This is a genomic window from Micromonospora sp. RTGN7 (assembly GCF_033804645.1).
In the GTDB taxonomy this organism is placed as follows: domain Bacteria; phylum Actinomycetota; class Actinomycetes; order Mycobacteriales; family Micromonosporaceae; genus Micromonospora.
Window position 1 is genome coordinate 12,379 of the sequence record NZ_JAPZLF010000008.1, and the last position, 26,834, is coordinate 39,212.

A 26,834-nucleotide genomic window follows, 5' to 3' on the forward strand; every position below is an offset into this window, starting at 1 on the left:
CGCAGGGGGCCCCTCGAGCGTTCGGTCAGCTGTTGTTGGAGCGGGCGCTGCGAATCTTCATGGCGTGCTCCATCAGCGTGATGAGCACCTCCTTGCTCGACTCCCGCTGCCGGGCGTCGCAGAGCAGCACCGGCACCCCCGGGTCGAGGTTGAGCGCAGCCTGCACCTCGTCGAGCCGGTACTTACGGGCGTCATCGAAGCAGTTCACCGCCACCACGAACGGGGTGCCCCGCCCCTCGAAGTAGTCGATCGAGGGGAAGCAGTCGGCGAGTCGGCGGGTGTCGGCGAGCACCACCGCGCCGAGCGCGCCGAGCGCCAACTCGTCCCAGACGAACCAGAAGCGATCCTGCCCGGGTGTGCCGAACAGGTAGAGCACCAGGTCGTCGCCGATGCTGATCCGGCCGAAGTCCATCGCCACGGTGGTGGTGGTCTTGCCCTCCACCCCGGAGAGGTCGTCGATCCCGATCCCCGTCTCGGTCAGCACCTCCTCGGTCCGCAGCGGCCGGGTCTCGCTGACGGCGCCGACCATGGTGGTCTTGCCGACGCCGAAACCGCCCGCGATCAGGATCTTGATCGCGGTGGGCAGCGGCACGGCTCCCGCCGGCCGCTCAGAGTGCCCGTAGTCCATTGATAACCGCCTCGAAAATACTGTCGTCGGGAAGTCCCGCGGTGACCCGCGGCTCGCGCACCTCGACCAGTTCGCGCGCCACCAGGTCGCCGAGGAGGACCCTGATGGTGCCCACCGGCAGGTCCAGGTGGGCGGCGACCTCGGCGACGGACTGGATCCGCTGGCAGAGCGCGACGATCGCCAGGTGCTCAGGGCCAAGCCCGACCTCCGGTGACGCCTCCACGCGGGTGGCCGTCACCAGGGAGATCAGGTCGAACGTGCCGGTGCCGGTGACGGGCCGGGCCCGGCCACGCGTCACCGCGTACGGGCGGACCACCGGGCCGGCGTGGTCGTCGACCCACTGTTCCTCCGCGGACTCCCCTGCGACCGTCATCGCGGCTACTTCTCGCCGACCGGCTGCTCGATGAGCCGGGTCGGGGAGGCCACGTACTTGCCCACCCGGGTGACCAACATGGCCATCTCATACGCGATGAGGCCGACGTCAGCATCCTCGGAGGCCAGCACCGCGAGACAGGCGTTGCGTCCAGCCGCTGTGACGAAGAGGAACGACGACTGCATCTCGATGATGGTCTGCTGGACCTGCCCGCCGCCGAACCGCTTCCCCGCGCCCCGGGCCAGGCTCTGGATCCCGGCCGCCATCGCCGCAAGGTGCTCGCCGTCGTCCTGGCACAGCCCCCGCGACGACGCCATCAGCAGGCCGTCTGTGGAGAGCGCGACAGCGTGCTCGGCCTGCTTCACCCGGCCGACCAGATCATCCAGCAACCACGTCAGGTCGGCACTCGATGCCGTCTTCTGCCCCACTCGTCGCCCTCTTCTTCCCGGCTGGTGTCGCCGTTGTCGTCTGGGACCTGCCGTCCCGCCATGGCCGCGGGTTCCTCCGCGCCACCTCTCAGGTCGCCTCGTGCTCGCCGATGTCAGTCCCGTCGCCGGTCTCCGTCCCGTCGGCACCGTCGAGCAACCGGGCCGCGTCGGTGCGGCCACGCTTGGTGCCGGTCTGGTAGGAGCTCATCATCCGGCGAACCTGCTCCGGCGGCCGGATGGCGTCCTCGTCGTGGTCCGCCTGCTGTGCCGCCGCCTCGTCGCGCAACTCGGGCACAATGTTGGCCTGCCGTACCCGCACGGGCAGCCCGGTACCGGTCCGCTGGACCGGTACCGGCGACGCCACCGGCGTCGGACCGGCCGGCGCGTCCGAAGCCGGCGCGTCGGCCGCAACGGTCTCCTGCGCGGTCGGTCGGGGCGCGGCCACCGGGAACCCGCTCGGCACCGTCGGCGCCTCCAGCGCAGACTGCCCGGCCGGGCGGCGAGGGCGTACCGGCAGCCCGGTGCCATCCCCGATCGGTGCGTTCGGGACCGAACGGGGGCGGCCCCTGGTCGGCAGGGCCGACACGCCGTCGCTCGCACCGGAGTCCGGGGTCGGTGCCGGCGCGGCGGGGGCCGCCCGGAGTTCCGCCAACGCGACCGGCGCGGACAGCGCGGCGGTCGGCTGGCCGGCGGTCGGCGGGGCCACCGCGACCGGGACGAGCGGAGCGGGGGCCGTCGGGGCACCCGGACTACGCGGGGTGTCCGCTCCGCCCGCGTCAGCGACCAGTTCCGTCGGGATCAGCACGACCGCGGTGGTGCCCCCGTACGCCGACTCCTTGAGCTGCACCCGGACGCCGTGCCGTTCGGTGAGCCGACTGACCACGTACAGGCCGAGCCGGGCGGCGTCGGCCAGGTTCAGCTCAGAACGGTCCACGATCCGGTGGTTGGCGGCGGCGAGGTCCTCCTCGCTCATCCCGAGGCCACGGTCCTCGACCTCGATGACGAAGCCGTTGGCCACCCGCTGGCCGCGGACCTCGACGCTGGTGTGCGGGGGCGAGAACGACAGGCCGTTCTCGATCAGCTCGGCCAGCAGGTGGATGACGTCACCGACGGCCCGACCAGCCAGCGACACCTCGCCCAGCGGCAGCACGTTGACCCGGGTGTAGTCCTCCACCTCGGCGACCGCGCCGCGCACCACGTCGACCATCGGGACGTTGCGTCGCCAGGCCCGACCCGGGGTGGAGCCGGAGAGCACGATCAGGTTCTCGGCGTTGCGCCGCATCCGGGTGGCAAGGTGGTCGACCCGGAACAGGTCCTCCAGCTCCTCGGCGTCGTGCTCGCGCCGTTCCATCGCGTCGAGCAGGGTGAGCTGGCGGTGCACCAGGGCCTGGGTGCGCCGGGCCAGGCTGAGGAAGACCTCGCGGACGCTGCGGCGCAGCTCCGCCTGCTCGACGGCGGTGCGCAGCGCGGTCTCCTGGACCGCGTTGAACGCCTTGCCCACTTGGCCGACCTCGTCGTCGCCGAACTCGAGCGGTGGAGCCTCGGTGGCGACGTCCACCTCCTCGCCGTGACCCAACCGCTCCACCACGCTGGGCAGCTGGTCGTTGGCGAGCGTGAAGGCCGCCTCGCGCAGCCGCTCCAGTTGCTGCAGCAGCCCGCGGGCGGTGGTGATCGACACGACGATCGCACCGACGACGGCGAGCAGGCCCAGGCCGGTGGCGAGCACCAGCCGGACGATCACCATGATCCCGATCGGGAGGGCCCGATCCAACAAGTCATCGCCCCCGGCGGAGACCACCTCGTTCCACCGGGCCAGCGCTGGCGTCACGGCCTGCTCCCACTCGGCGGGCTGGAAGCCCGGCCGGGGGTCGCTGGCCCGATTCTGGAGAATGCCGTCCTCCAGGGCGCGCAGCTTCTCGAACGCCTCGCTGCCCACCAGGGCGTCGTAGCGCTTGCGGTCGGCGTCGGGCAGCCGGCTCACCGCGAGGTCGGCGGCGAACCGCTGCGCGCCGATGAGCTGGGCGATCTGGGTCCGCTCCGCCGTGGTCACCCGACCGGCCGCGAGCACGCCGGTGATCAGGGAATCCTCCTGAGCGAGCAACTCACGGGCGCGGTTGAGCTCGATCAACGCGGTGGTGTCCTCGGCGACCTGCTCGTCGTCGAGCAGGCCAAGGGCGGTGAAGACGTTGAAGACGGAGCCCACCACCGCGTCGTACGCGGCGAAGGTGCTCGCCCGGTCCACGCTGCGGACGTCCACCTCGGAGCGAATCTGCCTCAACCGGTCGAGCTGGGCATACACCACATCGATGCGCCGGTTGAGGGTGTCGCTGGCGGCCAGGTCGGTGCGCCATTCGCTGGCGGAGCTGCGCAGTGTCGCCGCCATCTCGTCGGTGCTGCGGCGTTCCGCGCTGAGCGCGTCGCGCCGGGCCTCGTCCGGCCGGCCGAGATAGGCCAGCGACACCTTGCGTTCCCGCTGGAGCTGATGCACCAGCTTCTCGCTCGGCTCGGAGACCGACTCGTTGAGCTTCTGCACCCCGAGAAGGTTGTAGCCATCCCGAATCGTCACCCACGCGGCGAAGGCCCAGAGCGCGACGAGCGACGCCAGCAAAGCGACGATTTTGGTACGGAGATTCGTACTGCGGGAACGCATCACACCGTCCTGGCCGGGTGTTCGATAGGGTGCCGGAGCGCATGTGGCCGGTACACCGTCGACCACGGGCGCACGCTAGCAGCGTCGGATTGTTCACTCAAGCGACACTGATCAGGGGGGTTGTCCGGATCGCGGCCTCCTCGGTGACGTCACCCCCAAAACGGGCGCGGACTAGGTGGCGGGCGGCACAAACCGCCGCGCGGACGATCACATCCGGTCGGTACAGGTCCTTGTCGTGCCAGAGGGCGGGCTCGCCGTCGCGTCCCTCCATGGTGGCCAGGTAGCGCCGGGCGCGACCGAGCGCCGGGCGCACACCGGCCGGCGCGGCGGGCCCGGCGGCGCAGAGGGTCTGCACGGCGTACGCGGTCTCCTCGACCGTGCCGCCCCACCGGCCCCAGGAGCCGTCGGCGCGCTGCCCGGCCAGCACCCAGCCGGCCGCCCGAGCCACCGCCTGCGCGGCGCCCGGCCCCGGGCCGTAGCCGGTCAGGGCGAGCGTCGCGCAGCTCGTGGCGTAGTACGGCGAGGCGTGCCAGCGGTCGGACCATCGCCCGTCGGGTCGCTGCCGGTCGATAAGCCAACCGGTGAGCCGCCGCACCACCTCGGCGAGCCGGGCGTCGGACGGCGCGCGGTAGGTCCGGTGCCAGCCGAACGCGTCGAGCACGTGGGCGTTGGTGGTGACCGAGGCCCCGTCCTCCCCCTGCCAGGTGCAGAAGTGCTCGCCGGTGTCGTAGCCCCAGAGGCTCTCCGGGGTGACCGAACGGCCGAGCCGGGCCAGCGCGTACAGGGTCACCGCAGTGGTGTCGGCGTCGGGCGGCAGGCCCGGGGCGGTCGGCGTGCCGGCGGGCCCGACCGTCGCCACCAGGCCGGCCAGCAGCCGGGGCGGGACGGGCAGCGCCATACCGGCCCGGCTCATGGTGCTCAGCGCCCAGGCCCGCTCGAAGACGGTGATCCCGGTGGCGCAGGGCACCGGCCCGCCATGCCGGCGGGCCACCTCCTCCAGGTAGGCGACCGCTTCGGCGGCTCCCACCCCGGAATCGGGCTTGCCGAGCCAGGCTGCGGTGGCCGCCGGGGAGGCCCCGACGGTGCCCGGCCCCACCGGACGCACCCCGACGGCGCGGTGGGCGGCCGGACCGGCGACCTCCAGGGCGTGCAGCAGCTTCTCGGGCAGCGGCCGGCCGGCGGCGAGCAGCGCGCGGACCCGGTCCAGTCGGGTGCCGTCCATCCCGGCCGGCAGTGGCAGCGCGCGTGCCCCGAGCCACGGCGTCAGGCCGGGCAGCGGGTCGACGCGCAGCGCGTCGAGGTGCGCGTTGAGCGAGCCGACCAGCGCCGGGACGGTCAGGTCGGTGGCCGGCAGGTCGGGCAACGCCGGGCCGGTCGGGGCGGTGAGCCGGGCGTGCAGGAAGCGCAGTCCGGCGTCGACGGCACCGACCAGGCGCTCGGCGGCGCGGGCCTCGCCCGGCCGGACGGCGTCGCCCCGGCGCAGGGCGGTCAGCAGCGCCTCGGTGGCGCTCAGGGTGGGCACCAGGGCATACCCTTGCGGCCCGCCCCATGCGCCGTCCGGGCCCTGGGTGGCGAGCAGGTGCCCGATCCGCTCGGCGTGGTGGGTCAGCCACGGCGCGAGGGTGACCAGGCGGGCGGTCTCGTAGACCGACGCGGAGGACTGCCCCGAGGGGGTGAGGGTCATCGCGGCGACCAGCTCGCGGGCGTCGGCTGCGGACTCCGGGTCACGCCGGGGCCGCTGGACGACGCCGGTGGCCCGCGGCGACCGGGGGACGCAACCGGCCGACCCGCCGTCGCCGACGACCCGCTGGCGGACGGCCGTCACCGCTGCCCCCAGAAGTCCGTCGAGCGGTAGAAGCCACTACTGAAGCCGATCTGTCGGGCCAGGTACGCCGCCTGGAGCGAGCAGGTGCCGGCCAGCGGGGCGAGCAGTTCGGTGCACCGCTCGACCAGCTCGACGATGCGCTGGTCGACCTCGGCCCGGTCGGCGACGAGCAGCAGGGCGTTGAGGTCGCCCCATTCGAGGTCACGCTCGTGGGTGGCCAGGTCGTTGACCAGCCGCAGCACCCGCTGCACCTCGTCGCTGACCGTGACGAGCCGGTCGAGATGCCGGTGGGTCTCGGCGTCACCGGTCCAGATCCAGTGCGTCACGTTGACCACGGTGCAGGCGAGGTTGTCGGCGTTGTCGAGGTATTCGGGGAGGCCGGGCAGGGGTGCATCGTGCCGTTCCCGGGCGGTCTTCCAGTCCCACTCGCGGGCCATCGCGGTCACCGTCCGGCGTACCGCCGCCCGCCACGCCTCGCCCAGCTCGGCGAAGGCCGCCACGCCGGCAAGTTCGTCGCGGAGCTCGGCGAGCAGGCGGCCGAGCGGGTCGTCGGCGTCCGGCGCGGCGCCGTCGGCGACCGCGAGGGCGCCGGCGACGACGCGGTCCACGTCCGCCCGGGTCTTCGCCAGGTAGTCGACCTGCCAGTCCAGGGCGAACCCCCACAGCACCGCCCGGTTCGTCAGCCGCAACTGCTCGGGCGTGCACCAGGGCGCCCCGAACGCGATGGCCATCGCGATGTTGCCCAGGAGCGCGCCGTCGAAGGGTGGGCCGGTGAAGAGGTCGGGGTAGCGGGCGGCCTGCCGTTGCAGGTCCCGCTGCCCCTTCGCGGCGAGCGCGCAGATCCGGCCCTGTTCGGCGGCGGCGGACATCTGGTCGGGCAGCACCGAGGGGCGGGTGGAGACGTTCATGCGACGGCCACCTCGTGGGCGAGGCGCAGGTCCAGCTCCACCCGGTCCCGGGGGCGCAGCGCGGCGGCGAGTTGCAGGGCGGGTATCTCAGGGCGGCGCACCCGCATCCGGTAGCGGCTCAGCAGGTTGGCCACGACCAGTTGGGCCTCCAGATAGAACAGGTGCATCCCCAGGCACTGGTGCGGACCGCCGCCGAAGGGGAAGAACGCGTACCGGTGCCGGGAGCGGACCCGCTCCGGGGTGAACCGGTCGGGGTCGAAGACCTCGGGCTGGTCCCAGTAGCGGGGCAGGCGCTGGGTGATCAGCGGGCTGATTAGCACCGTTGCCCCGGCTTCCAGCTCCACCTCGCCGAGGGTGACCGGCCGGATGACCTGCCGGGGCACCAGCCAGCCCACCGGGTAGAGTCGGATCAGCTCGTCGAGCACCATCCGGGTGTAGCCCAGCCTCGGCAGGTGTTGCGGGCCGACCGGGCCGGCGCCCACCACCTCGTCGATTTCCTCCTGGAGCCGGGCGGCGACCGCAGGCGAGCGTTCCAGGTGCGGCCAGAGCCAGGTCAGCACGTTGACGGTCGTCTCGGTGCTCACCGCGACCATCGCGACGGTGTCGTTGCGGACCTGCCGCTCGTCGGTCGGCCGCCCGTCCCGGGTGGTGCCCCGCCACAGGGTCGAGATGACGTCGTCGCCCTGGGCGGCCGTGGCCCGGGCCGACCGGACGATGGGCACCAGCACCTCGTCGATGCGTCGGACGGCGTTGCGGAACGTTCGGTCGCCCGGCATGGGCAGCGCCAGCGGGACGTACGGCACCAGCACCCGGGGGATGACCGAGGTGGCGATCGACTCCTGGGCCTCGATGATGCGCAGCGCGTCGGCCACCGAAATGCGGTCCGCGAAGAACGCCTTCATGATCGCCTGGCAGATGATCCGGGTTTGCTCGGCACCGATGTCCACCGGCCGGCCGGCCCGGGCGGGGGCGTCCAACTCGGCGACCGCGTCGGCGATCGTCTCGGCGATCCCGCCCAGCATCGCCTCGACCCGCCGGGCGGTGAAGATCGGCTGGAGAACGCGCCGGCTGTCGGACCACACCGGACCGTCGCTGAGGATGCCGTCGCCGAAGAACCGGCGCAGCGGCCCCCAGAACGGGCCGTCGCCGGCGCGGCCGAAGTTGTCGGCCCGATCCCCGAGCACCTGCTGCACGTGGACGGGATCGGTCACCAGGTAGGGCCGGAACGAGCCGAGGTTGAGCCGGACGACCTCGCCGTCGGCCTGTTGGCCGAAGCCGATCAGGGCCCGGGCGGGGTCTCGGGCGAGGGCCGGCAGCACGTGCCACAGCGGAACGGTTTTCGCTCGGCGGGGGCGGGTCTGGGCGATGGGTGGGGTTACCACAGGCGGTTGAGCTCCCCTTATCGACAGTGCGTCGCGGGACGACTGTGCAAAGTCACGGTCAGCCCGAGCATGCCATTGAGCAGGTCAACTTCTCCAGAGGCAAGCGGAGGAAATTTCGCGAACGAAATTTGTAAATTCCACAAGGGATTTTCTCTGGGTCTCCCACCAGCGAAGATCCCGCCGGTGGCGCCACTGGCGGCCGGCCGGCCGGTAATCGAACTCGGCGTTGAGCCCGGACGTCGCGTCGTTGTCGGTGACGGCGTGGCGTAAACCGGCCGCCCGGAGCACCTCGACCGCGGCGACGGCGTCGGCGAACGGCCGGACGGTGGGCGTCATGGCGTCGCAACGTACCGGAGTCGGCCGGCGCGCCCGACGCTTTCCGCCGGCCCGGCCCACGGGAGAACCCGACGCGTGCCGGGCCGCTGTGCCAGGCTCAGGGGCATGGACGACAAGGCCATCCTGAACCGGATCTCCGAGCTGGTCGACGAGGAGCACCGACTCCGCTCGACCGCACAGGCCCACGAGTCCGGCACCGAGGACGAAGGGGACCGGCTGCGCACGCTGGAGGAGTCCCTGGACCAGTGCTGGGACCTGCTGCGTCGGCGGCGGGCCGCGCGTGAGACCCACGGCGACCCCGACGCCCAGGGCGAACGCCCCAGGCCTGCGGTGGAGCGTTACCTGCAATAGCCGGCGTCGGGGACGGGCCGCAGCCCGCCCGCCCCCCGACGCGCCGGTTCAGCGGATGCCCGCCTCGCGCAGCAGCATCCCGGTCAGGGCCTGCGGATCGGCCCGGTCGACCGGCAGGCCACGCGCCGTGAACCAGGCCGCCACCACCCGGACGTCCCGGGCCAGGAACTCCGGGCCCTGCGGGTTGGCCACCACGTCGACCACCTGCGGCAGGTCGATCATCACCAGCCGCCCGGAGTGCACCAGCAGGTTGTACGGGGACAGGTCTCCGTGGGCGTGGCCGGCCCGGGCCAGCACCACCAGGGCGTCGACCAACTGCTCCCACAGGGAGAGCAGCTCGGCCGGCTCGGGTCGGCACTGGGCCAGCCGGGGCGCGGCCAGCCCCTCGTCCGGGTCACCCACGAACTCCAGCATCAGCTCGGTGCCGAGCAACTGCACCGGGTACGGCACGGCGATCCGGCCGTGCGCCGCGCCGATCTCCCAGAGCCGGGACAGGGCGGCGAACTCGGCGGCGGCCCACTGCCCGGCGATCATCTGCTGGCCGAAGGCGGACCGCCCGGCCATCGCCCGGTTCTCCCGGGAGCGGCGCACCCGCCGGCCCTCCAGGTATCCGGCGTCGCGGTGGAACAGCCGGTGCTGGTCGTCCCGGTAGCGCTTGACCGCCAGCAGGCAGGACCGGTCAGTCTCCGGCACCCCCCGGCGGACCAGGTGGACGTCGGCCTCCTTGCCGGTCTTGAGCACGCCGAGCTCGGTGTCCCGGGCGGCCAACTCGGTGACCAGCCAGGCGGGGTACGGCTCGGGGCCGTGGACGGCCCGGCCCCAGCTGGACCAGGCGTCGCCGTTGGCGTCGCCCGGGTCGCGGTCGGGATCCGGATCGGTCAGGACCAGCCTGGCGGGCCGGCCACGCTTCAGGAACTGTGGTTCGTCGCCGCCGAAGCGGCCCTTGCCGCGGGTCCGGCGCTCGCGCGCCGGAAAGTCGTCGTCACGCACTGTGCTGGTGATCCTTTGATCGAGGCTGGTGAAGGCAGGTGGCAACGCCCTGCGAAAACGGCCATGACCGACCTCCTTTTCCTCGACCGGGAACGCCCGGTTACGCACTCGCGCGGCATCATGCTCTGCCGGCCCGGCCCGGTGCCGCAACCCATTTACCGCCCGGGGAGCTGGACGGTGACGGGTGGGGGTTCAGGCCGCGAGCACCGTGGCGACGGCCGCGATCAGGCCGTCGGCGGTGCGCGTCGGGGCGAACCGGGAATCGGTCCAGGCCCGACCCCGGTGCAGCCAGACGCTGGGCAGGCCCGCCGCCGCGGCCCCGCCGACGTCCGCCTCCGGGCCGTCCCCCACCACCCACGCCCCGTGCAACGGCATCCGGACCCGCTGGGCGGCCAGCGCGAAGATCCGCGCATCGGGCTTGCCGATCCCGGCCTCCTCGGAGATCACCCAGTCGGCGACGTAGCGGTCCAGGCCGGTGCGGCGGATCTTCGCGTCCTCCTGGCGCAGGATGCCGTTGCTGATCACCACCGGCATCCAGCCTGCGTTGTCGGCGATCCGTAGCGCGCAGGCCACCAGCGGGTCGAGCCGAGTGTTGGCCAGCACTCCCTCGTACAACTCCTCGACCAGGTCGAGCGAGGAGATGAGCAGCCCGTACCGGTCGCGGATCGCGTCCGCCACGTCCCAGCGGTCGGCCAGCCCGTCGGCGTCCATCGAGAGCAGCCAGTCGATGTCGGCGCCCTGGGCGCCGACATCGGCCAGGAAGCGCTCGCCCCAGGCACGGAACGGCCCGGCCCGGTCGAGCAGAGTGTTGTCCAAGTCCAGCAGGAGCAACGGCACTCGGGAACCTTAAGGGAGACGGACCGCCGGCCGACAGAGCCGGCCGGCGCGGACCTGGGCGGAGTCAGCCGCGCAGCGACGCACGGCTCGCCCCGGAATCGGCGGGGCGGTCGGCCAGCATGGAGTGCTCCGCCCGGGTGTCCGCGAGCACCGCCGGGTCCAGGACGGCCACCAGCACGTCCTCGCCGGTGTCCGCGCCGCGGGCCAGCGGTCGGCCCTCTGGGTCGTAGACCGCCGCGCCGCCGTTGAACCGCCACGGGTCCGCGCCGTCGACGACGTTGGCGAATACGACGAACATGGTGTTGTCCAGCGCCCGGGCCGCGTAGTAGAGGTCCCGCCGGTGCGCGGAGCCGACGAGGTAGCCGCTCGGGCAGAGGTAGCCGTGTGCCCCGTCGGCGGCGGCGGCCCGGGCGTGCTCGGGGAAGCAGCCGTCGTAGCAGATGCCGAGGCCGAACCGCCAGTCGTCGACCAGCAGGGTCGCCCCACGCTGGCCGGGCTGGAACAGCTCGCGCTCGTCGTCCCAGAGCTGCTGCTTGTCGTACGCCGCGTGGGCCACGCCGGCGCGGTCGACGACCAGGGCGGAGATGGTCCGCCGACCGTCCGGGTGCCGGAGCGCCGCCCCGACCACCACGACCGCTGCGCCGTCGCGGGCGGCGGCGCGCAGCGGGTCAAGGCGGGCGTCGTCCACGGTGCCGTCCCCGGCCGCCGCGAGATCGGTGCCGGCCGGGTCGGCGGCCAGCGTCGGCAGGTGGTACGCGGGCAGGAACAGTTCCGGCAGCACCAGCAGCCGTGCGCCCTCGTCGACGCCTCGGCGGGTGAGGCGGGCGGCGGCGAGCACGTTGCCGGCGACGTCGCCGGGCACGGGATCCGCCTGGACGGCCGCCACGATCAGCGACGCGGCAGGGGTATCGGGGGTGGCAGCGGGGGTGGGAGTGGCAGCGGGGGCAGGAGTGGCGACAGTGGCAAGGGGCGTCACCGGGCGATCGTAACCGGCCCGCCAGCCGCCCAACACCGCTCGCGGCACCGCCGGCACCGACCGTGATCACTGCGAACGCCGTACCGTCGTCGCCCTGCAAGCCGTACGTACGGTTTGCAGAGCATCCGGGTACCTGACACGATCGTGCTGTGCCCAGAGTAAGTCAGGACCAGCTCGACGCCCGCAGGCAGGAGATTCTCTCGGCCGCCCGGGCGTGTTTCGCCCGACACGGGTACGAGGGTGCCACGGTCCGGCGGCTCGAGGAGGCGACCGGATTGTCCCGGGGCGCCATCTTCCACCACTTCCGAGACAAGGACTCGCTCTTCCTGGCCGTGGCCGAGGACGACGCGGCGGCCATGGTGGCGACGGTCGCCCGCCACGGCCTGGTCCAGGTGATGCGGGACCTGCTGGCCCGGGCCGTCTCGCCCGACACCACCGGCTGGCTGGGCAGTCAGTTGGAGGTCTCCCGGCGGCTGCGCACCGACCCGGCATTCGCCCGCCGCTGGGCCGAGCGCTCCGCAGCCATCGCCGAGGCCACCCGGGAGCGGTTGGTTCGGCAGCGGGAGGCCGGCGTGCTCCGCGAGGACGTGCCGATCGACGTGCTGGCCCAGTTCCTCGAACTCGCCTACGACGGCCTGGTGCTGCACCTGGCGATGGGCCGCCCGGCCGGCGACCTGGGGCCGGTACTCGACCTGGTCGAGGAGGCCGTGCGCCGCCGCTGACGAGCGCGCCCGGCCCGTCGAGTCTCGGTCCGGTAACTCGCCCTGCGGGCCATACGGACGTGGCGGACCTCCACCACAATGGAGGCCCGCCGTCCCCTCGCCGACAGGAGTAGGAGCATGACCGTCCTCGCGGCATCCGGCGACACCTGGGGCATCGCCGGCCCCACCTTCCTCCGGCTCTACCTGCTGGCCGCCCTCATGGTCGTCGTCGGCTCGATCGTGCACCGCCGCAGCCTGCTCGCCGGGCCACCGATCACCGACGTCGGCCAGCTCGGCCCGCAGCAGGTGGCCTTCCTCAACGGCGGCGACGAACTCGCGATCTGGACCGCGCTGGGCGGCCTGCGCGGCACCGGCGTCGTCGGTGTGCGGCCCGACCGGCGGCTGGCGACCGGCGGCCCCCTGCCGGCCGGTTCCACCCCGCTGGACCACGCGGTCTACCACGCCGCCAAGCGCAACCTGTACGCCCGCGAGCTGGGCCGCGACGACTGGGTGCTGCGGGCCCTCGAACAGCTGCGCCAGAGCCTCCAGCGGCAGGGCCTGGCGCTCACCCCGGAGCGGCGCAGCGCCGCCCGCAAAGGGTCGGTCCTGCTGCTCGCGCTCGCCCTGCTCGGCGTCTTCCGGATCTTCGCCGGGCTCTCCAACAACCGGCCGGTCGGTTTCCTGAGCCTCGCCCTGGTTCCCGTCGTCATCGCGGCCGTGCTGTTGGCCCGGGTGCCGTGGCGGACCCGGGCCGCGACCGCCGCGCTGCGCGACCTACGCCGGCGCCACGTCCACCTCGCCCCGACCTCGTCCCCGGCGTTCGCCACCTACGGCGCGGCCGGCGCGGCCATGGGAGTCGCCCTCTTCGGCACCGCCTCGCTCTGGGCGATGGACCCCGGCTTCGCCGAGCAGGCCCAGATCCAGCGGCAGGCGCTCTCCGGCAGCGGCAACTCCTCGGTCGGCGGGTGCAGCGGGGGCGGCTCGGACGGCGGTGGCGGCTCGGACGGCGGTGGCAGCGGGTGCGGTGGCGGCGGGTGCGGCGGCGGTGGCGGGTGCGGGGGATGACCGCCCCGGCGGGCGTCGGCATCGGCTGGCGGCCGGAGATCGCCGGTTTCGTCGCCGAGCTGCCCGGGCTACGGTTCGTCGAGGTGGTGGCCGAGGCGGTCGCCCCGCACGGGCCGCCGCCGGCCGGGCTCGCCGAGCTGGTCGAGCGGGGCGTCGCGGTCGTACCGCACGGGGTGCGGCTCTCCCTCGGCGGCGCGGAGCCGGTCGACCCGACCCGGGTGGCCCACCTGGCGCGGGTGGCCGAACTGGTCGGGGCACCGCTGGTCAGTGAGCACATCGCGTTCGTTCGGGCGGGCGGTCTGGAGGCCGGGCATCTGCTGCCGCTGCCACGCAGCCGGGAGGCCGTCGCCGTGGTGGTCGCCAACGTACGCCGGGTGCAGGCCGAGCTGCCGGTGCCGATCGCGCTGGAGCCGATCGCGGCGCTGTTCGACTGGCCCGACGACGAACTGGACGAGGCGGACTTCCTCACCGAGATCCTGGACGCCACCGGCGCGACGCTGCTGCTGGACATCGCCAACGTGCACGCCAACGCCCGTAACCGGGGCACCGACCCGCTCGACCTGCTGGACCGGCTGCCACTGGACCGGGTGTCCTACGTGCACGTCGCCGGGGGTGCCGAGCAGGGCGGGTTCTACCACGACACGCACACCGATCCGGTGCCACCGGCCGTGCTCGACCTGATCGGCGAGCTGTGCGCCCGCCATCGCCCGCCGGCCCTGCTGCTGGAGCGCGACGGCCACTGGCCGCCCGCGCCGGAGCTGCGCGCCGAGTTGGACGCGATCGCCGGCGCGTCCGGGTATCCGGTGGTGACGTGAGCGCCACCCCGCCATCGGGCCCGGCGGGCGCCGGCGACCTGGCCGCCCGGCAGGCTGAGCTGGTGGCGACGCTGGTCGCCGGGGGGCCGCTTCCGTCCGGGTTCGCCCCGGCCCCGGTCGACGCCACCCGCCGCGCCCTGCTGCGCAAGCGGGCCGGCGACGTGGCCCGGCACTGGCCGCTGCTCGCCGCCGGCCTCGCCCCGGACTGGCCGGCCACATTCGCCCGGTGGGCTGCGGGTCGACCCACCAACGGCTCCCTGCGCGACGGCTGGGACCTGGCCCGAGAGCTGCGCGAACGGGGCGAGCTGCCCCCGCTGGGCGCGGAGGAACTGGCCGCCCGGGAGGCCGCCGCCCGCTACGACGGGGCCGCGGCGCCCCGGCCGCGCCGGCTGCCGGCCCTGGCCCGTACCGGCGGTGCCATCGCGGTGCAGCTCGCCGGCCGGGTACGCCTGCTGCGCCCGGCCCGCCGGTAGCCGCCTGAATCGCCTACGGCAGGATCGGCTCATGGATCTGGGACTCACCGACCGGGTGTACGTGCTGACCGGTGCCTCGCGCGGGCTGGGCTTCGCCACTGCTGAATGTCTCGTCGCCGACGGGGCACGGGTGGTCGTCTCCGCCCGGGCCCCGGAGCGGGTGGCCGAGGCGGTCGAGCGGCTCGGCGGCCCGGATCGGGCGATCGGGCTCGCCGCCGACCTGGCCGATCCCGCCACCCCGGAGCGGCTGGTCGTCGCGGCCCGGGAACACTTCGGCCGGCTCGACGGCGCACTGGTCTCGGTCGGCGGCCCACCGCAGGGCACCGCCGCCGGGGCGACCGACGCTCAGTGGCGGGAGTCGTTCGAGACCCTCTTCCTCGGCACCGTCCGCACTGCCCGGACGGTCGCCGCCGGCCTGTCCGACGGGGGCGCGATCGGGCTGGTCCTGTCCACTTCGGTGCGCAGCCCGCTGGCCGGGCTGGGCATCTCCAACGGCCTGCGGCCCGGCCTGGCCGGGGTGGCCAAGGACATGTCCGACGAGTACGGGCCCCGGGGTGTCCGGGTGATCGGCCTGCTCCCGGGGCGGATCATGACCGACCGCAATCGCGAGCTGCTGGCCGCCTCCGGGGACGCCGAGCGGGCCCGGGCTGAGGCGGAGGCCGAAATCCCACTGCGCCGCATCGGCGAGCCGGCGGAGTTCGGCCGGGTCGCCGCGTTCGTCCTCTCCCCCGCCGCCGGCTACCTGACCGGGATCACCCTCCCGGTCGACGGCGGCGCGCTGCGCGGCCTCTGACGGCGCGTAGCCCGCCGGGGGCCGACCTGGAAGCCGACCCCGAGCGGGCTGAACGCCCACTTCACCGCAGAGACGCTGGGCGCGCCGTTCGGCAAGCTACGCGCCACGACCGGGGGCGGTGCCGGCCTGACCAGGCCCGCCGCTTCAGTTGGCGGCGGCGGGTGGCATCGCCTCGTCGGCGACGAAGCCTGCCATCGGCAGGTTGATCATGGTCTCGGGGCCGGTCGCGTCCACGTACGGGGTGGGCGAGTCGGCCACCGCGAACTGCGTGCGGTACAGCTCGGCGTAGAGGCCGCCGACGGCGACCAGCTCCTCGTGGCGGCCCCGCTCGACGATCCGCCCCTCGTCGAGGACCAGGATCTGGTCGGCGTCACGGACGGTGGAGAGCCGGTGCGCGATCACCAGCGCCGTACGCCCCGTCAACGCCACCGACAGGGCCCGCTGCACCGCCGCCTCGCTCTCCGAGTCCAGGTGTGCCGTCGCCTCGTCGAGGATCACGATCGACGGGGCCTTGAGCAGCAGCCGGGCGATGGCGATGCGCTGCTTCTCGCCGCCGGAGAAGCGATACCCCCGCTCGCCGACGGTGGTCTCCAACCCGTCCGGCAGCGAACGGACCAGGTCGGCGACCTGCGCGCCTGCGAGGGCCGCCCAGATCTCGTCGTCGGTGGCGTCCGGTCGGGCGTAGCGCAGGTTCTCGGCGATGGTCTCGTGGAACAGGTGGGAGTCCTGGGTGACCACGCCGATCTCGTCACGCAGCGAGGCGAGCGTGGCGTCCCGCACGTCGACGCCGCCGACCAGCACCTGCCCGTCGCTGACGTCGTAGACCCGGGGGATCAGCATTGACAGGGTGGACTTGCCCGCGCCGGACGGGCCGACCAGGGCGATCATCTGCCCCGGCTCGACGCCGAACGACACCCCCCGCAGCACCGGCTCGTTCACGGTCCGGTCGAGGGTGGTGACGTCCTCCAACGAGGCCAGCGACACCTCGGAGGCGGCCGGGTAGCGGAACCGGACGTCGCGGAACTCCACCCGCCCGTTGCCCCGGGGGACGGTCACCGCCTCGGACCGCTCCTCGATGCCGGGGCGCAGGTCGAGCACCTCGAAGACCCGGTCGAAGGAGACCAGCGCGCTCATCACGTCCACCCGGACGTTGGAGAGCGCGGTCAGCGGGCCGTAGAGCCGGGTGAGCAGCAGCGCCAGGGTCACCACGGTGCCGGCGCTGACGCTGCCGGTGACCGCGAGCCAGCCGCCGAGGCCATACGTGAGCGCCTGGGCCAGCGAGGCGACCAGCAGCATCGCCACGAAGAACGTCCGCGAGTACATCGCCGACTGGATGCCGATGTCGCGGACCCGCTCGGCCCGGCCGGCGAACCGGCGGGCCTCCTCATCGGGCGCGCCGAAGAGCTTGACCAGCAACGCGCCGGCCACCCCGAACCGCTCCGTCATCCCAGCGTTCATGCTGGCGTTCAGGTTGTACGACTCGCGGGTGATCTCGGCCAGCCGCCGCCCGACCCGGCGGGCCGGGACGATGAAGATCGGCAGCAGGACCAGTGACAGCACGGTGATCTGCCAGGAGAGGGTGAACATCACCGCGGCGGTGAGCACCAGTTGGATGACGTTGCTGACCACCCCGGAGAGGGTGGAGGTGAACGCCCGCTGGGCCCCCATCACGTCGTTGTTGAGCCGGCTGACCAGCGCGCCGGTCTGGGTGCGGGTGAAGAACTGCAACGGCATGCGCTGGACGTGGTCGTAGACCCGGGTCCGCAGGTCGAGGATGATCCCCTCGCCGATCCGCGCCGAGTACCACCGCTGGGCCAGGGAGAAGAGCGCATCGGCGACCGAGAGGGCGGCGATGACGAAGGCGATCCGGACCACGGTCGACCCGGCCGCGGGACCGCCCCGGCTGATCGCGTTGATCACGTCACCGGCGAGCACCGGGGTGGCGACGCCGATCACGGCGGCAATCACCACGGTGACCAGGAAGACGATGATGTCCCGCCGGTACGGGCGGGCGAACTCGATGATCCGTCGCGCGGTGCCGCCCTTGAGCCGGTGGGCGGAGACCTCGTCCCGGCTGCGCATTGACCGGATCATGCTCCAGCCCGCCATGCCACCGTCAGGCATCATGCGTCACCTCCGGGTCGTGGACGGTTTCGTGCCGTCGGTTCGATTCTCCCGACGGCTACGACAACCTCGGTCGTCACCCGGTTCTTCCCGGACAGGTATGTACCGTTCTTCCCGGACATCTGCGTACCGTTCTTACCGGCCGGCGAGATCGACTACTCCCCCCGGCCGGCGAGGTCGCGGAGCCGGCGGGTCTGCGCCTCGCGTTCGGCTCGCTGCTGCTCGGCGTGGGACCGGTCGCCGGCACCGGCGAGCAGCGCCTTGATCTCCACCACGGCATCGCGGTTGTTGGCGAGCAGGCCGGCGGTCAGGTCGCGCACCGCGACGTCCAGCTCGTCGGTGGGCACCACCAGCGTGGCCAGCCCGATCCGGTCGGCTTCGGCGGCGTCCATCCGCCGGCCGGTGGCACAGATCTCCAGCGCGCGGGCGTAGCCGACCAGCTCGACCAGCCGCTTGGTGCCGGCCAGGTCGGGAACCAGACCGAGGGTCACCTCGGCCATGGAGAGCCTGGCGTCGGCGGCCAACACTCGCAGGTCACAGGCGAGCGCGAGTTGAAAGCCGGCGCCGATGGCGTGCCCCTGCACGGCCGCCACCGAGATGACGTCCGGCCGGTGCAGCCAGGTGAAGGCGCCCTGGAGTTCCGCGATCCGGTTGGCGCACTCCTGCTCGGGCAGGGCGGCCAGCTCGGCGAACGAGCCCGGGCCGGAGGCCCCGGCAACCGAGAGATCGAGGCCTGCCGAGAACGCCCGCCCCTCGCCGCGCACGACGACGACACGCACGTCGCCCGGCAGATCCCGGGAGAATTCGCTCAGCGCGCGCCACATCGCCGGCGTCTGGGCGTTGAGCACGTCGGGCCGGCACAACGTGACCGTCGCGACCGGCCCGTCGCAGTCGAGTCGTACCCCGGCCGAGCCGGGGGTCACCCGGCGGCCCGGGCAGCTGCGCTGGTGGACGACGCCAGCGGGCGGGTCACGCCTTCTTGCGGCGCCGAGCGCCGCCGCGCTGACGCAGCTGCACGCCGGACTCGGTGAGCACTCGGTGGATGAAGCCGTAGGATCGGCCGGTGGAGGCCGCGAGCGCGCGGATACTCTCCCCGGAGGTGTACCGCTTTACCAGGTCCTTGGCGAGCGTCTGACGCTCGGCTCCGACGATCCGGCGACCCTTCTCAGTGCTGGTGGCTGTGCCAGTGGCTGCCATGCTGATTCCTCACGTCCCAGACTGTGCGGTTCGGATACGGTCCCACCTATTAGACCGCCTCGAACGATCATGCGCCAGATATCAACTATTCGCCAACCGACACGCTATGCAGTGTCGGCTACCCGATAGAGTGACGAAGACGGTCGCGGGCCGGGCGGCCGGGGCCCCCGGCGGCGGGCCGGGCCCGGTGATCGCGCCCTCCCTGGCACCGGCCGTCTTCGTCGCGATCGGCGTGGTGATCCTGGTCAGCTCCGGGTGAAGCGTCAGGCCAGCTCGACCAGCTCGAGCAGGTCGTCGCTCCAGGCGTCCTCGTCGCCGTCGGGGAGCAGGATCGCCCGGTCCGGCTTGAGCGCCAGCACCGCGCCGGGGTCGTGGGTGACCAGCACGATCGCTCCCGGGTAGTTCGCGATGGCGTCGAGCACCTGTTCCCGGCTGACCGGGTCGAGGTTGTTCGTCGGCTCGTCGAGCAGCAGCACGTTCGCGCCCGAGCAGACCAGGGTGGACAGGGCCAGTCGGGTCTTCTCCCCGCCGGAGAGCACCCCGGCCGGCTTTTCCACGTCCTCGCCGGAGAAGAGGAACGCCCCGAGGATCTTGCGCAGCTCGGTGTCGGTCTGCTCGATCGCGGCGGCGCGCATGTTCTCCAGCACCGTCCGACTTACGTCCAGGGTCTCGTGCTCCTGGGCGTAGTAGCCCAGCCGCAGCCCGTGCCCGGCGTGCACCTCCCCGGTGTCCGGCTTCAGCAGGCCACCGAGCATCCGCAGCAGGGTGGTCTTGCCAGCACCGTTGAGGCCGAGGATGGCCACCCGGGAGCCCCGGTCCACCGCCACGTTCACGTCGGTGAAGATCTCCAGCGACCCGTACGACTTGGACAGGCCGGACGCGGTGAGTGGCGTCTTTCCGCACGGCGCGGGGTTCGGGAAGCGGACCTTGGCCACCCGGTCGGAGACCCGCACCTCCTCCAGCCCGGAGATCAGCTTCTCGGCCCGGCGGGCCATGTTCTGCGCGGCGACGGTCTTGGTGGCCTTGGCCCGCATCTTGTCGGCCTGAGCCATCAGCGCGCCGGCCTTCTTCTCTGCGTTGGCCCGCTCCCGACGGCGGCGCCGCTCGTCGGTCTCCCGCGCCTCCAGGTACGCCTTCCAGCCCAGGTTGTAGACGTCGACCACGGAACGGGTGGCATCGAGGAACCAGACCTTGTTGACCACCGACTCCAGCAGTGCGCCGTCGTGGGAGATCACGATGAGCCCGCCCTTGTGGTTGGCGAGGAAGCCGCGCAGCCAGGTGATCGAGTCCGCGTCGAGGTGGTTGGTCGGCTCGTCGAGCAGCAGGATGCCGCCGCCGTTCTCCCCGGCGTCGCGGAACAGGATCCGGGCCAGCTCGATGCGGCGGCGCTGGCCGCCGGAGAGGGTGCCGATGGTCTGGGCGAGAGCCCGGTCGGGCAGTCCGAGGTTGGCGCAGATCCGGGCGGCCTCGGCCTCGGCCGCATACCCACCGAGGGAGGCGAACTGGTCCTCCAGGGTGCCGTAGCGGCGGACCAGCTTGTCGTCAACGTGCTCGGCGAGCCTGGCCTCGACCTCCTGCATCTGGGCCATCAGCACGTCCAGCCCCCGGGCCGAGAGCACCCGGTCCCGGCCGGTGACCTCCAGGTCGCCGGTGCGCGGGTCCTGGGGGAGATAGCCGATGGCGCTGCGCCGGTCGAGCTGGCCGGTGTACGGCTGCCCCTCCCCCGCCAGCACCTTCAGGGTGGTGGTCTTGCCGGCGCCGTTGCGGCCGACCAGGCCGATGCGGTCGCCCGGCTGCACCCGCAGGGTGGTGTCGGACAGCAGGATCCGGGAGCCGGCGCGCAGTTCCAGGCCGGTGGCAGTGATCATCTAGGGGGCTCGCTCTCGGGAATCTCGAAGGGCTGACTCATGGGCACGCGAAAGCGCCGGCGGGTCGTTGGTTCCCGTCGGCGCGGGGCGGTTCAGCCTTCGCAGAGCAGCACCCGACAAGTGTACCGGGCCGCGCCGAGAGCCCACCCGGATTACCAAGCAAGATCATCGGGTACCGAATCGTCGTCCGGACCCGGTCCGGTACCGCAACCGCCATAACGTGATGAATCGGTGATCGGGGTCAACATGGAGCTGAACGAGAACGCACAGGTCGACACCAATCAGGTGGACGACCGGCGAGGGTCCGGCGGGGGCGGAGGGCTGGGCGGAATACCCATCCCGATCGGCGGCGGACGCGGCGGCATCATCGGCATCATCGTCGCCGTGCTGGTCGCCCTGGTCGGTGGCGGTTTCGGGTTGAACGCGGCCACCAACGGCGGCGGCGGCGACTCGACGCAGGGCGACAACACCTCGCTGGAGCAGAAGTGCTCGGCCGACGACGCCCTGAAGCAGCTCGACTGCCGCAACGCCCTCTACGTCAACTCGATCCAGGCATACTGGCGCACCGCGCTGCCGGAGGCCTTCGGCGAGCAGTACCAGCCGTCCAAGACGGTCTTCTTCAGCCAGGGCGTCAACACCGCCTGCGGCCAGGCCGACTCCGGCGTCGGGCCGTTCTACTGCCCGGCCGACGACCTGGTCTACATCGACCTGACCTTCTACCAGCTACTTGCCGACCAACTCGGTGCCAAGGGCGAGTTCGCCCAGCCGTACGTGCTGGCCCACGAGTACGGCCACCACGTGCAGGACCTGCTCGGCACCGAGGCGCAGATGCGCCGTCAGCAGCAGCGCGACCCGAACAACGCCAACGCGCTGTCGGTGAAGCTGGAACTCCAGGCCGACTGCTACGCCGGTGCCTGGGCCAAGAACGCCACCGGCACCGCCGACGAAAAGGGCCAGAAGATCTTCAAGAGCATCAGCGAGCAGGACATCCGGGAGGCCATCGACACCGCGGAGAAGATCGGTGACGACGCCATCCAGAAGCGCTCCGGCCGCCCGGTGAACCCGGACGAGTTCACCCACGGCACGTCCGAGCAACGCAGGCAGTGGTTCACCAAGGGGTACGACACCGGCGACCCGAAGTCCTGCGACACCTTCGGCGGCAGCCTCTGACCGGGCCGCCCCGGAACCCCCGCGACACGGCGGACGGGCCCGGTCGCCACTACGGCGACCGGGCCCGTCCGTCCTTTGGGAGGGCTCAGACCTGCTGCCACAGGGCGGGAACGTTCGGCGGCTCCCAGCCCACCTGGGCCGTGTGCCCCTGCAGGCACCGATACGACTGGCCGGCGTAGGTCACCGTCGCCCCGGTGGCGTACCCGGTGCCCGCCTGCCAGGTGGTGCCGCCCGGCGGAGTGCCGGTCGCGGTGGGCGTCGGCGTCGGCCCCGGGCCGGAGGTGATCAGGCTCAGCCCGTACGCGGCCAGGATCGGGTTCACCGGCTGGAAGTACATGGTGGCACCGCTGGTGCAGTTGCCCGAGCCGCCGGAGGTGACCCCCTGGGCTTGGTTGCCGGCCAGCCAGGAACCACCGGAGTCACCCGGCTCGGCGCAGGCGTTGCTGCGGGTCAACCCGGAGACGGTGCCCTCGGGGTAGGTGACGGAGGCGTTCTTCTGTTGGATGGTGCCGCAGCGCCAGCCGGTGGTGGACCCGGACCGGCAGACCGCCGCGCCGACGGCTGCCTCGGTGCTGCCGGCCACGGCGACCGTACTGCCGCCGCTGTAGGCGTTCACCAGCCCGCGCGGGGTGTTGCCGGCGTCCACCTGCACCCAGGCGTAGTCCCGGCCGGGGAAGGTGGAGCCCCGGAACGTGCCGCCAGGCTGGGAGGTCCGGGCGCCCGTGCTGCCGCAGTGTCCGGCGGTGACGAACCCGCCCTGCACGGAGAAGCCGATCGAGCAACGGCTGCTCCCGATGTAGTACGCGTTGCCGCCGATCACGTCGGCGTACGGCCGGGGGTCCTCCGTGGTGGTCTGGACCCGGACCGTGCCGGCCGGCGTGCCGGTGGCGAACGCCTCGGCCTCGGCCTCGGCGTCGGGGCGAGCCAGCACCACGACTCTGTTCGTGGGCAGATCGGCGTACCAGCCGGCCACCCCGTCGGGCGCGTCGCTGGCCCTCCGGTCCAGCCGGTCCACCACCGCCGCCAGGGCCTGCTCGACGTGCCGCACCCGCACCGGGACCGCGCCGAGACCACGCGCCGTCGCGGCGTCGGCGGCGGTGGTGACGCCGACGGTCACGGCGGTGCCGTCGGGTGCCACCCAGGCACCCCCGTAGCGGCTGCCGAGGGTGGCCCGCAGCACCTGCTGGACCCGGCCGGCCCGGGCGTCGGTGTCGAGCCGGGCGCGGGCCTGCGTCGGGGTCAGCCGCAGGTCCCGCTGGAGCGCGGCGAACATCTCCGGCGCGACGCCGTCGGGGGCCGCGACGCCGGCCGGGCCGCCGGAGGCCGAACCGGCGCCGGGGTCGGCCTGCGCGGTCAGGGTGAAGGTGAGCACCGTGGCGGCGGTGCCCAGGAGGGCTACGGCCATGGTGGCTGATCGTCGGCGCATGGGATCTCCTCGCGGACGGGGGAGGGACCGGGTGGGCGGCGGGCGTGGTGGACCGCCCACCCGCCGCGCTACCGGCGAGCTAACTTTTGTTGTTAACTCTGTTGCCAGTACGGTAAGTGAGGCATGCGGATGCGTCAATACATTCCCCGATCGGCTGCATCCGGCTGCCGCGACCGCCTGGAGTGGCCGTTGTCCACCTCGTCCCGCCCCGCCCCGGCCCGCCGCCGGGCAGCCCCCGGCCCGCCGCCGGCTCTGCCCCGGCACGAGCTGGACGTCCCCGCGCCCGACGAACTCCCGTTCGCCGTCGGCTCCTTCGCCGAGATCGGGCCGCTGTCCCGCGCCGGCTTCCCGCACCGGCACACCTTCTACGAGCTGGCGTACGTGACCCACGGGCACGCCACCCACGTCATCGACCTCGTCACGTACGCCGTCCGGCCGCCCCAGCTCTTCCTCGTCGCCCCCGGCCAGGTGCACCACTGGCGCGACGCGGACGACCTGCGGGGACACGTCGTGCTGTGCACCCCCGAGTTTCTGCTGGCCAACCCGGCCGACCGGGACGCGCTGCACCGCTCGGGCCACCGTTCGTGGCACCCCCGCGACGCCGCGCACGCGGCCCGGATCCGGTCGGTGCTGGAACGGATGGCCGGGGAGCAACGCCGGGCCGAGCCGGGCTGCCGCAGCGTGCTGCGGGCGTACCTGCACATCCTCGTCGTCGAGGTGGGCCGCTCGACGCCGGCCGGACCGGCGGGCCACCTGTCCGGCGACACCCCGGCGCACGCGGGCCGGGCCGCGACGGTCGCCCGCCGCTTCGACGAGCTGCTCGCCAAGCCGGCCCTGCTCGGCGAACCGATCCACGCCTACGCGCGACGCCTCGGCATCTCGGTGCGACACCTCAACGAGGCGGTCCCCCGGGCCACCGGCGCCACCCCGGCCCAGCTCATCCGCCGGGCCCGGGTGCTGGAGGCGAAGCGGCTGCTGGTCCAGACCGACCTCACCGTGGCCCGGATCGCCGCCCGGCTGGGCTTCGCCGACGCAGCCTACTTCTGCCGGTTCTTCCGCCGCGAGGTCGGCGACACCCCCGGCGGCTTCCGCCGGCACGGCGGAAAACACCACGACCCAGGCACCGATCACATCGACGCCGACGGATAGTCATCCCTAGGGTCGATGGCAGCGGCCGGCCCGACCGGGTCGGCTCGGAAGGTCACCACCGAGCGACAAGGAGCTGCCATGACCGGCACATCCACCGGCGCGGACGAGCCCCGCGACACCAACGGTGTCACCCGCAAGACCGTGCTGAGGGCAGTGGCCCTCACCCTGCCAGCCCCGCTGCTCCTCGGCGGCGCGGCACGGGCTCTGGCGACGGGCGGCGGCCCCGCCGGGCCGGCGCTGACGCCCACCCCGATGTGCGACGACGGCGACGACCCGACGCCGGCGCAGATGGAGGGCCCCTACTTCAAGCCCAACTCGCCGCGCCGCACCTCGCTGATCGAGGCCGGCACGATCGGCACCCGGCTGACCGTCAGCGGCTACGTCTTCGGGCTGGGCTGCCAGGCGATCCCCAACGTGCTGCTGGACTTCTGGCAGGCCGACGCGAACGGCGGCTACGACAACGCCAGCTACCGGATGCGCGGACACCAGTTCACTGACGCGTCCGGCGCGTACCGGCTGACCACGATCGTGCCGGGCCTCTACCCCGGACGGACCCGGCACATCCACGTCAAGGTCCAGGCCCCCGGCCGGCCGGTGCTCACCACCCAGCTCTACTTCCCCGGCGAGCCCCGCAACAACACCGACTCGCTGTTCAACCCGGCCCTGCTGATGACCGTGCGCGCGGTGGACGGCGGCCGGGAGGCCACCTTCGACTTCGTGCTCAACGTGTCGCAGACCCCCGGGCCCACCACCAGCCCCACCGGCACCACGCCGCCGACGGGCACCTGGGCGGTGGGGACCGCGTACCGGGCCGGCGACCGGGTGACGTACGGCGGTGCCGGCTACCGCTGCCTCCAGGCGCACACCGCCCAGGCAGGCTGGGAGCCGCCGAACACACCGGCGCTCTGGGCCCGCGACTGAGCGGCCGGCCCAGGCTGCCGTAACGGGGCGATGCCCGGCGGGCTGCCAGCCACACGCGGCAGCGGACGGGCACCCGGCAGCCCCGGGGTAGGACGGCGGGCCGGCGTCAGGTGGCCGGGCGCACCGCCGAGGGCGGGCGCTCGCCGAGCCGCTCCACCGTGCGCAACCCCTCACGCATCAGGTCCAGCGCCTCGGCGGGACGGCCGGCGGAGGCGAGGTGGTCGGCCAGCGCCAGCACGGTGCCCGCCAGCTCGCGCCGCCGGCCGGCAGCGCGGAACCCCTCGACCGCCGCCCGCAGGTAGCGTTCCGCCCCGGGCCGGTCGCCGGCGTCCGCGCGGAGCAGTCCGCGCACCCGCGCCGCACGGGCCACGCCGGGGCCCTGCCCACCGCGGTCCAGCACCTCCCCCACCAGCGCGTCCGCCGTCGTCGGCCGACCGAGCGCCCGGTACGCCTCGGCCAGCTCTACCGCGACTTCCCCGGCCAGCCCCGGCTGGCCGGCCGCGCGCAGCGCGTCGTACGCGGTGGTGAGGTCGGCCAGCGCGCCCGGGACGTCCCCGGCAGCCCACCGGCCGCGCCCACGCGCCCGGTGGCACAACGCCAACTGCACGTCCAGGGTGGTCTGCCGGGCGGCCTGCCGGGCCTGTTCCGCCGCCGTGGCCGCCTCCGCCGTGCGGCCCGCCGCCAGTAGGCTGCCCGCCACCGCCAGGTGCAGCCCGGCCACCCGGATCGGCTCGGCCAACACCGCCAGGTCCAGTGCCCGCGCCGCCGCCTCCGCCGCCGACGGCTCGTCGTCGAGCTGGAGGTGGCAGACCGCCAGCTCCGCGTACAGGGTCAGCAGCGCCGCGGGATCCGGATAACCGTCCCGCACCAGCCCGTCCCGGGCCGACGCCAGCAGGTACGTCGCGTACCGAAGATCGCCACTGCGGCCCACCAGCACCGCGCGGACGGCAGTCGCCTCGGCGCAGACGTGCGGCGGCGCCGCCGCCAACAGCTCCTCGGCCCGGTCGAGCTGCGCCGCCGCCTCGCCGGTGTCCGCCCGCCGCAGGGCGAGGCCGGCGAGACCGAGCCAGGCCCGGGCGACCAGGACCGGGGCCTCCAGCGGCGCGGCGGCCGAGATCACCTCCCGGTAGCCCGCGCCCGCCCCGGCGGGATCGGCCGGCGCGGCGCAGTCGGCCTCGGCCAGCCGCAGGTGAAGGCGCACCACCTCGGCCGGGGAGCGGCCGGTGGTCAGGTCGACCGGGGTGACTCCGAGCCGCTCGGCGAAGTGGGCGACGGCGTCGGCCGAGGGGGTACGCCGGCCACTCTCCACCGCGGAGACGTAGGCCGCGGCGTAGCGTGGCTCGGCCAGGGCGCGCTGGGTGAGCCCCCGTGCGGCGCGCAGCCGCTGGAGGCGGGCACCCACCTGGTCACGTTGCTGCGTCACCGCAGCCGCCCCGTCGCGCGCCGGC

27 protein-coding genes are annotated in these 26,834 nt (G+C 73.5%); 10 read left to right on the top strand and 17 right to left on the bottom strand.

Annotation, left to right across the window (positions count from 1 at the left end; translation table 11 throughout):
* Positions 1 to 25 precede the first annotated feature (25 nt).
* The 8 genes from SNR22_RS13590 to SNR22_RS13625 form a co-directional block, all read right to left on the bottom strand.
* A complete protein-coding gene (locus SNR22_RS13590) occupies positions 26 to 628 on the bottom strand; it encodes an ATP/GTP-binding protein (protein ID WP_320066912.1) in 603 nt (200 codons plus the stop codon).
* A complete protein-coding gene (locus SNR22_RS13595; RefSeq protein WP_320066913.1) occupies positions 609 to 1,001 on the bottom strand; it encodes a DUF742 domain-containing protein in 393 nt (130 codons plus the stop codon). The genes SNR22_RS13590 and SNR22_RS13595 overlap by 20 nt, the downstream gene beginning before the upstream one ends.
* A gap of 5 nt (positions 1,002 to 1,006) precedes the next feature.
* On the bottom strand, positions 1,007 to 1,429 hold the full coding sequence (locus tag SNR22_RS13600; protein WP_320066914.1) for a roadblock/LC7 domain-containing protein: 423 nt from the start codon (positions 1,427 to 1,429) through the stop codon (positions 1,007 to 1,009).
* An 88-nt stretch (positions 1,430 to 1,517) separates the two neighbouring features.
* A complete protein-coding gene (locus SNR22_RS13605; protein ID WP_413775629.1) occupies positions 1,518 to 4,079 on the bottom strand; it encodes a nitrate- and nitrite sensing domain-containing protein in 2,562 nt (853 codons plus the stop codon).
* A gap of 97 nt (positions 4,080 to 4,176) precedes the next feature.
* Positions 4,177 to 5,904 carry a prenyltransferase/squalene oxidase repeat-containing protein gene (locus tag SNR22_RS13610; RefSeq protein WP_320066916.1) on the bottom strand — a complete coding sequence of 576 codons (1,728 nt, stop codon included), beginning with the start codon at positions 5,902 to 5,904 and terminating at the stop codon, positions 4,177 to 4,179.
* Positions 5,901 to 6,812: a terpene synthase family protein gene (locus SNR22_RS13615; protein WP_320066917.1), complete on the bottom strand. Its 912-nt coding sequence runs from the start codon at positions 6,810 to 6,812 to the stop codon at positions 5,901 to 5,903. The genes SNR22_RS13610 and SNR22_RS13615 overlap by 4 nt, the downstream gene beginning before the upstream one ends.
* A complete protein-coding gene (locus tag SNR22_RS13620; protein WP_320066918.1) occupies positions 6,809 to 8,194 on the bottom strand; it encodes a cytochrome P450 in 1,386 nt (461 codons plus the stop codon). Before SNR22_RS13620 ends, SNR22_RS13615 begins: the two co-directional genes overlap by 4 nt.
* Positions 8,195 to 8,278: 84 nt before the next feature.
* Positions 8,279 to 8,530 (bottom strand): hypothetical protein, encoded by a 252-nt coding sequence (locus tag SNR22_RS13625; protein ID WP_320066919.1) that lies wholly within the window; start codon positions 8,528 to 8,530, stop codon positions 8,279 to 8,281.
* 105 nt (positions 8,531 to 8,635) lie between these two features.
* On the opposite strand from SNR22_RS13625, the gene SNR22_RS13630 reads away from it, so the two are divergent.
* Positions 8,636 to 8,881, top strand: coding sequence for a DUF2630 family protein (locus tag SNR22_RS13630; RefSeq protein ID WP_320066920.1), 246 nt, complete (start codon positions 8,636 to 8,638; stop codon positions 8,879 to 8,881).
* Positions 8,882 to 8,929: 48 nt separating this feature from the next.
* Here the strand turns inward: SNR22_RS13630 and SNR22_RS13635 are convergent, their stop codons facing one another.
* The 3 genes from SNR22_RS13635 to SNR22_RS13645 form a co-directional block, all read right to left on the bottom strand.
* A complete protein-coding gene (locus tag SNR22_RS13635; protein WP_320066921.1) occupies positions 8,930 to 9,871 on the bottom strand; it encodes a serine protein kinase RIO in 942 nt (313 codons plus the stop codon).
* Between the two features lie 192 nt (positions 9,872 to 10,063).
* A complete protein-coding gene (locus SNR22_RS13640; RefSeq protein ID WP_320066922.1) occupies positions 10,064 to 10,708 on the bottom strand; it encodes an HAD family hydrolase in 645 nt (214 codons plus the stop codon).
* 64 nt (positions 10,709 to 10,772) lie between these two features.
* Positions 10,773 to 11,684: a carbon-nitrogen hydrolase family protein gene (locus tag SNR22_RS13645; RefSeq protein ID WP_320066923.1), complete on the bottom strand. Its 912-nt coding sequence runs from the start codon at positions 11,682 to 11,684 to the stop codon at positions 10,773 to 10,775.
* A gap of 149 nt (positions 11,685 to 11,833) precedes the next feature.
* Here SNR22_RS13645 and SNR22_RS13650 point away from each other — a divergent pair, with 149 nt between their 5' ends.
* The 5 genes from SNR22_RS13650 (at position 11,834) to SNR22_RS13670 (ending at position 15,531) form a co-directional block, all read left to right on the top strand.
* Complete coding sequence (locus SNR22_RS13650) at positions 11,834 to 12,406, top strand: TetR/AcrR family transcriptional regulator (RefSeq protein WP_320066924.1); 573 nt, start codon at positions 11,834 to 11,836, stop codon at positions 12,404 to 12,406.
* Between the two features lie 117 nt (positions 12,407 to 12,523).
* Positions 12,524 to 13,450 (top strand): TIGR04222 domain-containing membrane protein, encoded by a 927-nt coding sequence (locus SNR22_RS13655; protein WP_320066925.1) that lies wholly within the window; start codon positions 12,524 to 12,526, stop codon positions 13,448 to 13,450.
* Positions 13,447 to 14,265, top strand: coding sequence for a DUF692 family multinuclear iron-containing protein (locus SNR22_RS13660; RefSeq protein WP_320066926.1), 819 nt, complete (start codon positions 13,447 to 13,449; stop codon positions 14,263 to 14,265). The genes SNR22_RS13655 and SNR22_RS13660 overlap by 4 nt, the downstream gene beginning before the upstream one ends.
* On the top strand, positions 14,262 to 14,738 hold the full coding sequence (locus tag SNR22_RS13665; protein WP_320066927.1) for a hypothetical protein: 477 nt from the start codon (positions 14,262 to 14,264) through the stop codon (positions 14,736 to 14,738). The genes SNR22_RS13660 and SNR22_RS13665 overlap by 4 nt, the downstream gene beginning before the upstream one ends.
* Before the next feature lie 31 nt (positions 14,739 to 14,769).
* The gene (locus tag SNR22_RS13670; protein WP_320066928.1) at positions 14,770 to 15,531 is read left to right on the top strand and encodes an SDR family oxidoreductase; all 762 of its coding nucleotides are present in this window, start codon (positions 14,770 to 14,772) and stop codon (positions 15,529 to 15,531) included.
* 144 nt (positions 15,532 to 15,675) lie between these two features.
* On the opposite strand, the gene SNR22_RS13675 is transcribed toward SNR22_RS13670, so the two are convergent.
* The 3 genes from SNR22_RS13675 to SNR22_RS13685 all read right to left on the bottom strand — a co-directional run bounded on the left by SNR22_RS13675 (position 15,676) and on the right by SNR22_RS13685 (position 18,852).
* The gene (locus SNR22_RS13675) at positions 15,676 to 17,655 is read right to left on the bottom strand and encodes an ABC transporter ATP-binding protein (RefSeq protein ID WP_320066929.1); all 1,980 of its coding nucleotides are present in this window, start codon (positions 17,653 to 17,655) and stop codon (positions 15,676 to 15,678) included.
* Between the two features lie 155 nt (positions 17,656 to 17,810).
* Positions 17,811 to 18,578: an enoyl-CoA hydratase/isomerase family protein gene (locus tag SNR22_RS13680; protein WP_320066930.1), complete on the bottom strand. Its 768-nt coding sequence runs from the start codon at positions 18,576 to 18,578 to the stop codon at positions 17,811 to 17,813.
* 46 nt (positions 18,579 to 18,624) lie between these two features.
* The gene (locus tag SNR22_RS13685) at positions 18,625 to 18,852 is read right to left on the bottom strand and encodes a helix-turn-helix domain-containing protein (protein WP_007462679.1); all 228 of its coding nucleotides are present in this window, start codon (positions 18,850 to 18,852) and stop codon (positions 18,625 to 18,627) included.
* Positions 18,853 to 18,982: 130 nt separating this feature from the next.
* Between SNR22_RS13685 and SNR22_RS13690 the strand changes: the two genes are divergently transcribed.
* Positions 18,983 to 19,111, top strand: coding sequence for a hypothetical protein (locus tag SNR22_RS13690; RefSeq protein ID WP_320066931.1), 129 nt, complete (start codon positions 18,983 to 18,985; stop codon positions 19,109 to 19,111).
* Positions 19,112 to 19,115: 4 nt separating this feature from the next.
* Here the strand turns inward: SNR22_RS13690 and SNR22_RS13695 are convergent, their stop codons facing one another.
* Positions 19,116 to 20,720 (bottom strand): ABC-F family ATP-binding cassette domain-containing protein, encoded by a 1,605-nt coding sequence (locus tag SNR22_RS13695; RefSeq protein ID WP_320066932.1) that lies wholly within the window; start codon positions 20,718 to 20,720, stop codon positions 19,116 to 19,118.
* A gap of 246 nt (positions 20,721 to 20,966) precedes the next feature.
* Here SNR22_RS13695 and SNR22_RS13700 point away from each other — a divergent pair, with 246 nt between their 5' ends.
* Complete coding sequence (locus SNR22_RS13700; RefSeq protein ID WP_320067159.1) at positions 20,967 to 21,890, top strand: neutral zinc metallopeptidase; 924 nt, start codon at positions 20,967 to 20,969, stop codon at positions 21,888 to 21,890.
* Positions 21,891 to 21,975: 85 nt separating this feature from the next.
* On the opposite strand, the gene SNR22_RS13705 is transcribed toward SNR22_RS13700, so the two are convergent.
* Complete coding sequence (locus SNR22_RS13705; protein ID WP_320066933.1) at positions 21,976 to 23,316, bottom strand: carbohydrate-binding protein; 1,341 nt, start codon at positions 23,314 to 23,316, stop codon at positions 21,976 to 21,978.
* A gap of 189 nt (positions 23,317 to 23,505) precedes the next feature.
* Here SNR22_RS13705 and SNR22_RS13710 point away from each other — a divergent pair, with 189 nt between their 5' ends.
* Both SNR22_RS13710 and SNR22_RS13715 read left to right on the top strand, forming a co-directional pair.
* Positions 23,506 to 24,465: a helix-turn-helix domain-containing protein gene (locus SNR22_RS13710; RefSeq protein WP_320066934.1), complete on the top strand. Its 960-nt coding sequence runs from the start codon at positions 23,506 to 23,508 to the stop codon at positions 24,463 to 24,465.
* A 78-nt stretch (positions 24,466 to 24,543) separates the two neighbouring features.
* Positions 24,544 to 25,386: a carbohydrate-binding protein gene (locus SNR22_RS13715; protein WP_320066935.1), complete on the top strand. Its 843-nt coding sequence runs from the start codon at positions 24,544 to 24,546 to the stop codon at positions 25,384 to 25,386.
* A gap of 106 nt (positions 25,387 to 25,492) precedes the next feature.
* Here SNR22_RS13715 and SNR22_RS13720 read toward each other — a convergent pair whose 3' ends face one another.
* Positions 25,493 to 26,809 carry a helix-turn-helix domain-containing protein gene (locus SNR22_RS13720; RefSeq protein ID WP_320066936.1) on the bottom strand — a complete coding sequence of 439 codons (1,317 nt, stop codon included), beginning with the start codon at positions 26,807 to 26,809 and terminating at the stop codon, positions 25,493 to 25,495.
* Positions 26,810 to 26,834: the final 25 nt, after the last annotated feature.

Excerpts from the sequence above, each read along its gene's own strand:
- SNR22_RS13670 (WP_320066928.1), top strand. The coding sequence starts at position 14,770 with ATGGATCTGGGACTCACCGACCGGGTGTACGTGCTGACCGGTGCCTCG.
- SNR22_RS13685 (WP_007462679.1), bottom strand. The coding sequence starts at position 18,852 with ATGGCAGCCACTGGCACAGCCACCAGCACTGAGAAGGGTCGCCGGATC.
- SNR22_RS13595 (WP_320066913.1), bottom strand. The coding sequence starts at position 1,001 with ATGACGGTCGCAGGGGAGTCCGCGGAGGAACAGTGGGTCGACGACCAC.
- SNR22_RS13655 (WP_320066925.1), top strand. The coding sequence starts at position 12,524 with ATGACCGTCCTCGCGGCATCCGGCGACACCTGGGGCATCGCCGGCCCC.
- SNR22_RS13590 (WP_320066912.1), bottom strand. The coding sequence starts at position 628 with ATGGACTACGGGCACTCTGAGCGGCCGGCGGGAGCCGTGCCGCTGCCC.
- SNR22_RS13615 (WP_320066917.1), bottom strand. The coding sequence starts at position 6,812 with ATGAACGTCTCCACCCGCCCCTCGGTGCTGCCCGACCAGATGTCCGCC.
- SNR22_RS13605 (WP_413775629.1), bottom strand. The coding sequence starts at position 4,079 with ATGCGTTCCCGCAGTACGAATCTCCGTACCAAAATCGTCGCTTTGCTG.
- SNR22_RS13625 (WP_320066919.1), bottom strand. The coding sequence starts at position 8,530 with ATGACGCCCACCGTCCGGCCGTTCGCCGACGCCGTCGCCGCGGTCGAG.
- SNR22_RS13705 (WP_320066933.1), bottom strand. The coding sequence starts at position 23,316 with ATGCGCCGACGATCAGCCACCATGGCCGTAGCCCTCCTGGGCACCGCC.
- SNR22_RS13695 (WP_320066932.1), bottom strand. The coding sequence starts at position 20,720 with ATGATCACTGCCACCGGCCTGGAACTGCGCGCCGGCTCCCGGATCCTG.
- SNR22_RS13630 (WP_320066920.1), top strand. The coding sequence starts at position 8,636 with ATGGACGACAAGGCCATCCTGAACCGGATCTCCGAGCTGGTCGACGAG.
- SNR22_RS13660 (WP_320066926.1), top strand. The coding sequence starts at position 13,447 with ATGACCGCCCCGGCGGGCGTCGGCATCGGCTGGCGGCCGGAGATCGCC.
- SNR22_RS13700 (WP_320067159.1), top strand. The coding sequence starts at position 20,967 with ATGGAGCTGAACGAGAACGCACAGGTCGACACCAATCAGGTGGACGAC.
- SNR22_RS13715 (WP_320066935.1), top strand. The coding sequence starts at position 24,544 with ATGACCGGCACATCCACCGGCGCGGACGAGCCCCGCGACACCAACGGT.
- SNR22_RS13675 (WP_320066929.1), bottom strand. The coding sequence starts at position 17,655 with ATGCCTGACGGTGGCATGGCGGGCTGGAGCATGATCCGGTCAATGCGC.